8 protein-coding genes are annotated in these 8,738 nt (G+C 71.9%); 1 reads left to right on the forward strand and 7 read right to left on the reverse strand.

Annotation, left to right across the window (positions count from 1 at the left end):
• From EHS43_RS29220 to rpe, 7 genes are all read right to left on the reverse strand, one after another.
• On the reverse strand, positions 1 to 1,380 hold a 1,380-nt coding region (locus EHS43_RS29220), incomplete at its 3' end, for a copper resistance protein CopC (RefSeq protein WP_125193722.1).
• Between the two features lie 126 nt (positions 1,381 to 1,506).
• Positions 1,507 to 2,055 (reverse strand): GNAT family N-acetyltransferase, encoded by a 549-nt coding sequence (locus EHS43_RS29225; RefSeq protein ID WP_260470767.1) that lies wholly within the window; start codon positions 2,053 to 2,055, stop codon positions 1,507 to 1,509.
• A 68-nt stretch (positions 2,056 to 2,123) separates the two neighbouring features.
• Positions 2,124 to 3,566 carry a GuaB1 family IMP dehydrogenase-related protein gene (locus EHS43_RS29230; RefSeq protein ID WP_185806462.1) on the reverse strand — a complete coding sequence of 481 codons (1,443 nt, stop codon included), beginning with the start codon at positions 3,564 to 3,566 and terminating at the stop codon, positions 2,124 to 2,126.
• Between the two features lie 132 nt (positions 3,567 to 3,698).
• On the reverse strand, positions 3,699 to 4,007 hold the full coding sequence (locus EHS43_RS29235; RefSeq protein WP_125193724.1) for a barstar family protein: 309 nt from the start codon (positions 4,005 to 4,007) through the stop codon (positions 3,699 to 3,701).
• The gene (locus tag EHS43_RS29240; protein ID WP_125193725.1) at positions 4,004 to 4,372 is read right to left on the reverse strand and encodes a ribonuclease domain-containing protein; all 369 of its coding nucleotides are present in this window, start codon (positions 4,370 to 4,372) and stop codon (positions 4,004 to 4,006) included. The genes EHS43_RS29235 and EHS43_RS29240 overlap by 4 nt, the downstream gene beginning before the upstream one ends.
• A 40-nt stretch (positions 4,373 to 4,412) precedes the next feature.
• Positions 4,413 to 5,456, reverse strand: a complete 1,044-nt coding sequence (locus EHS43_RS29245) for a sugar-binding transcriptional regulator (protein ID WP_125193726.1) — start codon at positions 5,454 to 5,456, stop codon at positions 4,413 to 4,415.
• 78 nt (positions 5,457 to 5,534) lie between these two features.
• The gene (gene rpe, locus EHS43_RS29250; RefSeq protein WP_125193727.1) at positions 5,535 to 6,221 is read right to left on the reverse strand and encodes a ribulose-phosphate 3-epimerase; all 687 of its coding nucleotides are present in this window, start codon (positions 6,219 to 6,221) and stop codon (positions 5,535 to 5,537) included.
• A gap of 134 nt (positions 6,222 to 6,355) precedes the next feature.
• On the opposite strand from rpe, the gene EHS43_RS29255 reads away from it, so the two are divergent.
• The gene (locus EHS43_RS29255) at positions 6,356 to 8,512 is read left to right on the forward strand and encodes an MMPL family transporter (protein ID WP_125193728.1); all 2,157 of its coding nucleotides are present in this window, start codon (positions 6,356 to 6,358) and stop codon (positions 8,510 to 8,512) included.
• The last annotated feature ends 226 nt before the right edge of the window (positions 8,513 to 8,738 follow it).

Here is an 8,738-nt window from a genome sequence, read left to right on the forward strand (position 1 = left end):
CGTCTCCGCCGCGACCGACGTCGAGACCGGGGCGGCCGAGGCCGGGGCGACCGAGGCCGAGGCGGCCGGGACCGACGACGGCCCTCCCACCCGCTCGGCCACCTTCTCCCGCACGGCCGTCTCCGCTTCCGCCTCCGACTCCGTCTCTGCTTCCGTCTCCGCTTCCGTCTCCGCTTCCGCCCGCGCCTCCACGCGCGACTCCGCCGCGGCCGCGACCGTCACCAACCGGCCCGTCCACCGTCGGGACAGCCGCGCCGCGGCCAGCAGCAGCGTCACGGCGAACAGTTTGAGGACGAGCAGATGGCCGTACGTCGTCCCGGTGACGGTGTCCCAGGAGCCGAGGCCGCGCCAGGACTGGTAGACGCCGGTGGCGACCAGGACGGTCACGGAGGCGAAGGCCAGCCGGGAGAAACGGGCCACGACGGCGGCCGGGAGCTGCGAGGGAGCCCGGTACAGCGTGCTGAGCAGGGCCGCGAGACCGCCCAGCCAGACCGCCATCGCCAGCACGTGCAGCACCGCGGACGTCATCGCCACCGGCACCTGGATCCCGGCGGACGCGTGCTCGGCGGCGGCCCAGGTCAGCGCGAGACCCACGGCGAGCGCGCCGCCCGCCGCCTGCCACGCGCGCGGCAGCCTCGACTCGCCGAGCCGCAGCAGTCGTACGACGAAGAAGTACGCGACCAGCAGCAGGGCCAGGCGGACCAGGAGCGCCTCGCCGGGACGGGTGCCCAGGGTGCGTTCGAAGGCCTTCAGGGAGAACGCGGCGGACGGGCCCGCACCGTTCTCGTACGGCGCCCGCAGCACCAGCAGGAACAGGGTCGAGCCGAGCAGGGTGCCCCAGCCCGCCCACAGCAGGCGGCCGAGCCGGGCCGGCTCCGGGGGGCGGCAGGCGGCGAGGAAGACGGCGGTGCCGATGAGCAGGGCGGCGGCGAGGTAGGCCAGGTAGCGGCCCATGTTGAAGAGGCTCTCGGTGGCCGGGTCCTCGGTCGGGCCGGTGTCCGCGACCACGATGGCCGGGGAGGGTTTGCCCACGGAGAAGGTGAAGGCGCCGGAGACCGGGTGGCTGTCGGCCGAGACCACCCGCCAGGCCACCGTGTAGGTGCCCTGGGCGAGTTCGGCGGGCAGCGAGACGCGGGCCGTGTCCGAGCCGCCCGGCCCGTGTCCGGCGTCGGTGACCTTCAAGCGCTTGCCGTCGGGGTCGAGTACCCGGAAGGAGTCGTCGAGCAGACCGACGGACTCGGTGAAGGTCAGGGTGATGTCACGGGGGGCGGACTTGAGGACGGTTCCGTCCCCGGGGTCGGTTGCCCGCAGGGCCGCGTGGGCGGACGCCGCTCCCGCACCGCCGAAGAGGAGCAGGACCAGCACGGTGCCCAGCAGCACCAGCCCTTGAAGTCCTCGCCTTCGCCGGCCGCCTGTGCTGCTGCGCGCACGCTCACACCTCACGTCACTACTCCGTACCTGGGCTCGCGGTCTTCCCGACATGTACGGACGCGAACCCCGCCGTGCTCACCACGTCGGCCGGGCGGAGACCCCGCCGTCCACCACCAGGTCGTGCCCGGTGACCCAGGACGCGAGCGGGGAGGCGAGGAACACGCACGCGTCCACGCACTCACGAGTCGTGCCGTCGTGGTCCTCATAGGAGTAGCGGTCGAGGTAGTCCGTGACCGGGCGGTAGCCGAGCCGTGCGTACAGCGCGGTCGCGCGCGGATTGTCCTTCCCTGCCCCGATGCCCACGGTCGTCAGACCCCGTTCCCGGACCAGTTCCTCGGCGGCCCGGATCAGCTCGCTGCCGATGCCCCGCGAGCGCAGTGCCTCCGGCCACACCGCGAGCCCGCCGATCTCGGGGCAGTCCAAGGTGACCTCGGGCGCCGCGCAGCCGACCCAGCGCAGCTCCGCGTGCCCCACGGGCCGCCCGTCCAGCCAGGCGACGAGGTAGGTGCACTCCCCCGCCTCCTGCCGCGCGAACCGCCGGGCGTGAAAGGACGTGGCCCCGGGCGAGCCCATGGACCGGTCGAGCAGCGCGACATCGCCGCTGCGGCAGACGGTGATCTCCATACGCCGACCGTACGGTCCGCAAACGCGCGCGGCCCCCGATTTTCCCCGGGGGCCGCGCGGAACCGGACTCAGCTCCAGCTGGCGTGCAGCGGCTTGCCCTCCGCGTATCCGGCCGCGCTCTGGATGCCCACGACCGCCTTCTCGGCGAACTCCTCCAGCGAGCCCGCGCCGGCGTAGGTGCAGGAGGAGCGGACGCCCGCGATGATCGAGTCGATCAAGTCCTCGACACCCGGGCGGGCCGGGTCGAGGAACATCCGCGAGGTCGAGATGCCCTCCTCGAACAGCGCCTTGCGGGCCCGGTCGTACGCCGACTCCTCGGACGTGCGGTTGCGCACCGCCCGCGCGGACGCCATGCCGAAGGACTCCTTGTAGAGCCGTCCGCTCGCGTCCTGCTGGAGGTCGCCCGGCGACTCGTAGGTGCCCGCGAACCAGGAGCCGATCATCACGTTGGACGCGCCGGCGGCCAGCGCCATGGCGACGTCGCGCGGGTGCCGGACACCACCGTCCGCCCACACGTGCTTGCCGTACTTCCTCGCCTCGGCCGCGCACTCCAGCACCGCCGAGAACTGCGGCCGGCCGACTCCGGTCATCATGCGGGTCGTGCACATCGCGCCGGGACCCACCCCGACCTTGATGATGTCCGCGCCGGCCTCGATCAGGTCCCGCACGCCCTCGGCGGCCACGATGTTGCCCGCCACGATCGGGACCTGCGGGTCGAGCGCCCGGACCGTCCTGATCGCGGTGATCATCGACTCCTGGTGGCCGTGCGCGGTGTCGATGACGAGCGTGTCGACGCCCGCGTCCAGCAGCTGCTTGGCCTTCTCCGCGAAGTCGCCGTTGATGCCCACGGCGGCGGCGATGCGCAGCCTGCCCTGCGCGTCGACGGCGGGCGTGTACAGGGTGGCGCGCAGCGCGCCCCTGCGGGTGAGGATCCCGGCGAGCCGGCCGTCCCGGTCCACCGCGGGGGCGTAGCGCCGGTTGGCGGCGTCAAGACGGTTGAAGGCCTCACGCGGGTCGATGTCCGCGTCGAGCAGCAGCAGGTCGCGCGACATGACCTCGGCGAGCTGCGTGAAACGGTCCACCCCGGACAGGTCCTGGTCGGTGACGACACCGACGGGCCGGCCGCCCTCGTCGACGACCACACCGGCGTTGTGCGCGCGCTTGGGCAGCAGGGCGAGCGCGTCGGCGACGGTCTGGTGCGGGGCCAGCACGATCGGGGTGTCCAGGACGTGGTGGCGGCTCTTGACCCAGGAGACGACCTCGGTGACGACCTCGATCGGGATGTCCTGCGGGATGACCACGAGGCCACCGCGGCGGGCCACGGTCTCGGCCATGCGGCGCCCGGCGATCGCGGTCATGTTGGCGACGACCAGCGGGATCGTGGTGCCCGTGCCGTCCGGGGAGCTGAGGTCCACCCCCTGCCGCGAGCCGACGGCGCTGCGGCTCGGGACCATGAAGACGTCGTCGTACGTCAGGTCGTAGGGGGGCTGGATGTCGTTGAGGAAACGCACGTGCTGCACATCCCAGTCGATCAGAGGTGGCCCCCGGACAGGTCAGCCAGGGGGAAAGAGCACGTACTTCATTCTCCCACGCCGGGGCCGACGCCACCCACGGGCGGAACGTCCAGACCGGCCGAGGGGGCCCTAGGACGAAGCTCCAAGGGCGAGTGCCACGGTGACCGCGGACGCCTCGGCGAACACCTCACGGGCGGTGGCCCACTCCTCCGGCCGCGCCTCGGCGTACCGGTCCCAGTGCCGTACGACCACGACGGTCTCCTCGCCGGAAGCGGCGCCGTCCCCGGACCACAAGCCGGGGTCGGAGAGGACGTCGGCCAGCGCGTCCCAGTTGCGGCCGAACCAGTCCGGCAGCCGCAGGTCCCGGTGGCAGCGGTCCATCAGGCCGGCCTTGTCCATGACCCCGTCGAGGTCCAGCGTGACCACGCGTGCCGTCATCTCAGTACCGTCCTGAACGAGTCGTAGTGATCATCGGTGTAGTAGACCTCGCCGTCCTGCCCGGTGACGATCCGCCGGGCTCCGCGGTCGCGCGAGCCCGGGGTGGGGACGGTGTACTCGTGGTAGTAGCCGCGCCGGTGGGCGGGCAGCAGCCGCTCGAAGTTCCCGAAGACGGCGCCGTCCCTGGAGTACGGGAACGGCCCGCCCCGGTCGATGAGTTCGAGGGTCCGCCGGGCCTCGGCCGGGAGCTTCGACTCCTGGACGGTGGCCATGCCACCGCCCGGCGACGGATCGGTGTCGGTGGCCGAACACCCCGTCAGGAACAGCGCGCACAGGAGCATTCGGGAGACGAACCGCAGCAGCATGCGTCCGATGCTGCCACGGCCGTCCCCGTACGGCTCCCCGTCAGTTCCCGTCCGGGTCCGCCCTGTTCAGGGCCGGCTTCGGCGGGGTCCCGGCCGTCATCAGGTAGTCCGCGGCGGAGGTGTCCGTCACCAGGCTGGTGACGAGTCCGGACCGCAGCACCGCGTCGATCGCGGCCCCCTTCCGCTGACCGCCCGCGATCGCGACGACCTCGGGGATACGGCGGAGCTGCTCGGTCTTGACGGTGATGCACCGCTCGCCCAGGTCCCGCCCGACCCTGCGGCCCTCGGCGTCGAAGAGGTGGGCGGACATCTCGGCGGCGACACCGAGCGAGGCGTAGTGCGCCCGCTCCTCGTCGCTGAGCATGTCGTGCACCGTCGAGATGCCCGGCTCCCAGGAGCCGATGGAGACACAGGCGACCGTGACCTTGTCGAAGTACTCGAAGGCCCGGGCGATCCCGGTCTGGTTGCGCAGCGCGGCCGCGGTGGCCGCGTCCGGCAGCAGCATCGGCGCGTAGATGGGGTGGGCGTCCCCGCCGGACACCTGGGCGGCCCGCCGCACCGCCTCCACCGAACCGCGCTCGGCGGTCCCGGCGTCGTACACGCCCGTCAGCTGCACCACCGTGCACGGCGGGAGCCGGTCGAGGGCGGCCGCCATGTGGATGGTGGAGCGGCCCCAGGCCAGGCCCAGGATGTCGCCCTCGTCGACCAGTTCGCCGAGCAGGTCGGCGGCCACTTCTCCGAGGTTCTCGGGGTCGGGCGAATCCTGGGCCTCGGCCGGGGACTCGACGACCACGGCGTGCCTGAGGCCGTAGCGGGCGCGCAGCGCGTCGGAGCGCTCGGCGTCCAGCTCGGCCGGCACGCGGATCTCGATGCGTACGAGATCCCGTTCCAGGGCGGTCTCCAGGACCCGGGCCACCTTGAAGCGGCTGACGCCGAACTCCTCCGCGATCTGGATCTTGGACTTGCCCTCCAGGTAGAAGCGGCGGGCCATGGCCGCCGCCTGCACCAGCTCAGCGGGTCCCATCCGCATGGCTGACCGGCCCGCCGACATACCCGACACGGCGTTCTCCTCACTGCTGTTCACACTCTGGATTCGCCGTTCATCCTTGCAGATCCGGCGCACTTGATCGGCCCTGACCGGAGCCGTTCACGTTCCTGACGCTCAGTGGTCGCACGCCCACGTGGCCTTGGCGGTCGCCCCCTCGGCTTGATTGCGCAATGCACGTACCGCTTCCGCCGGGTCGGACGCCCCGTAGACCGCGGATCCCGCGACGAAGACGTCGGCGCCCGCGTCCGCGCAGCGCTCGATGGTGGACGCCGAGACCCCGCCGTCGACCTGGAGCCACAGCTCAAGGCCGTGCTTGCTGATCAACTCGCGGGTCCGGCGAATCTTGGGGAGCATGATGTCGAGGAAGGCCTGGCCCCCGAAACCGGGCTCGACGGTCATGATCAGCAGCATGTCGAGTTCGGGGAGCAGGTCCTCGTACGGCTCGATGGGCGTCGCGGGCTTCAGCGCCATGGAGGCGCGGGCACCCTTGGCCCGGATCTCCCGGGCGAGCCGGACCGGGGCGGCAGCCGCCTCCACGTGGAAGGTGACGGAGGAGGCCCCCGCCTCTACGTACTGGGGCGCCCAGCGATCGGGGGCCTCGATCATCAGGTGGCAGTCCAGCGGGGTGTCCGTCGCACGGGCCAGAGACTCTACGACCGGCACACCGAGCGTGAGGTTCGGCACGAAATGGTTGTCCATGACGTCGACGTGGAGCCAGTCGGCTCCCTCGACCGCCTTCGCCTCGTCCGCGAGGCGGGCGAAGTCGGCGGACAGGATGCTGGGGTTGATCTGCGCGGCCATGACCCAAGCCTCCCATGCCGGGGCGCGAAGGAGCGCGCCGGTCCGGACCCAAGCCGTTCATCGCATGTTGTGAACGGGATGTGCGTGCCATGCTGGGCGGCCGATCGACTCGACTGGTGGCGCCGGGGGTGGCCATGACCGGGAATCGGGGCATCGCGCACTTCGTCTGCGGACGGCGTGCCAAGTGGGTGGTACTGGGGCTGTGGCTGGTGGTGCTGTTCCTGACGGCACCGCTCGCCTCCAGGCTCACCGACGCCCAGGACAACGACGCGGCGTCCTGGCTGCCCGGCTCGGCGGAGTCGACCCAGGTCCTCCAGCTCTCCGAGGACTTCAGGCCGGAGCAGATCCCCGCGGTCGTCGTCTACGCGCGCGAGAGCGGCCTCACGCCGCAGGAGCGGGCCACGATCGCCAAGGACGTCGCCGAGATCAAGCGGCTCACGGCCCACGGCATCCGTGGTGCGGAGACCCGGGGGCCGGTCTTCGACCGGCAGACCGACCCGCGCGCGGCCCAGGTCCTCGTCCCGATCACCATGGACGAGAAGGGCTGGCAGGAGATCGCGCCCGCGGTCGACTCCCTGCGTGACATCGTCGGCAAGGGCGGCGACGGGCTCGCCGTGCACATCACCGGTCCGGGCGGCACCTCGGCGGACTTCTCGAAGACCTTCGAGGGCATCGACTCGACGCTGCTGCTGTCGGCGATGGGCGTCGTGATCGTCATGCTGCTCATCACCTACCGCAGCCCCACGCTGCTGCTGGTCCCGCTGCTCTCGGTGGTCACCGCCCTGTTCACCGCGCAGGCCTTCATCTATCTGCTCGCCCGGCACGCGGGCCTGACCGTCAACGGCCAGAGCGCGGGCATCCTGACGGTCCTCGTGTTCGGCGCGGGGACCGACTACGCCCTTTTGCTGGTGGCCCGCTACCGGGAGGAACTGCACCGCCACGAGGACCGCCACGAGGCGATGGCCCTCGCCCTGCACCGGGCGGGCCCGGCCGTGCTCGCCTCCGGCGCGACCGTCGTCCTCAGCATGCTGGTGCTGCTGGCCGCCGAGATGAACTCGACCCGCGGCCTCGGCCCGGTCGCCGCGATCGGTGTCACGGTCGCCCTGCTGGCGATGATGACCCTGTTCCCGGCCCTGCTGGTGATCTTCGGCCGCTGGATCTTCTGGCCGGCGATCCCGCACTTCGGCGACCCGGACCGCATCGAGACCGGCGTGTGGGCCCGCACCGGCCGCCGGATCGCCCAGCGGCCCCGCATGACCTGGATCATCACGGCCCTCGTCCTCGCGGTCTGCTCCCTCGGGCTGATCCAGCTGCGCGCCGAGGGCATCGGCAACGCGGACGCGTTCACCGGGAAACCGGACTCGATCGTCGGCCAGGAGGTGTCCGCGAAGTACTTCCCGGCGGGCAGCGGCGACCCCCTGGTCATCGTCAGCAACCAGGCGCAGGCACGCCAGGTGGGCGAGGCAGTCGCCGGCACACGGGGAGTCGTACCCCAGTCCCTCGGCCTGCCACCGGGCACGAAACCCGTGTTCGAGGGCAAGGTCCTCTTCGAGGCGACGATGACCGCCCCCTCCGACAGCGAGGCCGCGAAACAGACCGTGGAGCGGGTCAGGGACGCCGTCCACGCGGTCCCGGACGCCGACGCCAAGGTCGGCGGCGGTACGGCCGCCCTGCTGGACATGGACAGGGCGACCACGCACGACAACATCCTGATCATCCCGCTGGTGCTGGGCGTGGTGATGCTGATCCTGTGCGCCCTGCTGCGCGCCCTGATCGCCCCGCTGCTGCTGATCGGGACGGTGATCCTGTCCTTCACCGCGGCCCTCGGCCTCAGCGCCCTCGCCTTCCGCCACCTGTTCGACTACGCGGGCGAGACCACGGACTTCCCGCTGTTCGTGTTCGTCTTCCTGGTCGCCCTCGGCATCGACTACAACATCTTCCTGACCACCCGCATCCGCGAGGAGGCGGCCCGCCGGGGCACCCGCCCGGGCGTGGTCACGGGCCTGGCCGCGACCGGCGCGGTCATCACCTCCGCCGGCCTGGTCCTGGCCGGCACCTTCGCCGCCCTGGGCACCCTCCCGATGGTCGGCTTCGCGGAGATCGGCTTCGCGGTGGCGCTGGGCGTCCTCCTGGACACGTTCATCGTCCGGTCGGTCCTGGTGACGTCCCTGTTCCTGGACGTGGGACCAAAGGTGTGGTGGCCGCACAGCCTGGCCAAGGAGCAGGTGGCCGACTCAGGGGCGCGGGGAACCGCGCGACCGGCCACGACGGCGCAGCAGACACACGACTAGGGCGTGTTGCGAAAGTCCCGTCGTTCGCCCGCAGGGCGGGCCTCGCGGCGTCAGGTGCGTGCTCTCGGCGTGCCGGGCGGAAGCCCTCGTACTGGATGTACTTGGGCTTTCGCCCGGTGCGGCGAAGGGGGTCCCCCCGTCCGAGCCCTGCGCAGCAGGTTCGAGGATGGGGGCGCGTGCATGGCGTCGCGAGGCAGGCGGGACTTTCGCAACACGCCCTAGCCCC

Origin of the sequence: Streptomyces sp. RP5T (assembly GCF_003933965.1) — a bacterium.
Taxonomy (GTDB): Bacteria; Actinomycetota; Actinomycetes; order Streptomycetales; family Streptomycetaceae; genus Streptomyces.